Annotated in this window: 1 protein-coding gene; it reads left to right on the forward strand. The window is 72.7% G+C overall.

Annotation, left to right across the window (positions count from 1 at the left end; genetic code table 11):
* Window positions 1-115: 115 nt before the first annotated feature.
* A partial coding sequence (locus QSK22_RS33300) for a helix-turn-helix domain-containing protein (protein WP_285498482.1) occupies window positions 116-571 on the forward strand: 456 nt, incomplete at its 3' end.

The raw sequence follows: 571 nt of genomic DNA on the forward strand, positions 1-571 counted from the left end.
TGTACTGACCATGGACGTTGGTGACGGCGACACAGCTGGATGATCTTGAAATGGGGAGGACCTCCTGGCGTGGTGTGAGTCGACGAAACTTCGCACCACCCGCCGGGAGGTCCTCGTGCCCCACCGTAACGCCCCGCTGACCGAACTGGGCCGTCTACGCCTGACCCGCTGTGTCGTGGACGAAGGCTGGTCGTTGCGGCGGGCCGCCGAACGCTTCCAGGTCTCGGCCACCACCGCCAAACGCTGGGCCGACCGGTACCGGCAGCACGGCCCGGCGGGCATGAGCGACCGTCCCAGCCGGCCGCACACCAGCCCCCGGCGCACGCCCCGGCGGATCGAACGGCGGATCGTGCGCGCCCGCGTCCGCCACCGGCTCGGCCCGGCCCGCATCGCCGCCCGCCTGGGCCTGGCACCCTCCACGGTGCACCGCGTCCTGACCCGCTACGGCTGCCCGCCACTGGCCCATCTGGACCGGGCCACCGGCCGGCCCGTGCGCCGCTACGAACACCCGCCCGGTGACCTGGTGCACGTGGACGTCAAGAAGCTGGGCAACATCCCCGACGGCGGCGGC

This window comes from Actinomadura sp. NBRC 104425, from assembly GCF_030269545.1.
GTDB classification, from domain to species: domain Bacteria; phylum Actinomycetota; class Actinomycetes; order Streptosporangiales; family Streptosporangiaceae; genus Spirillospora; species Spirillospora keratinilytica.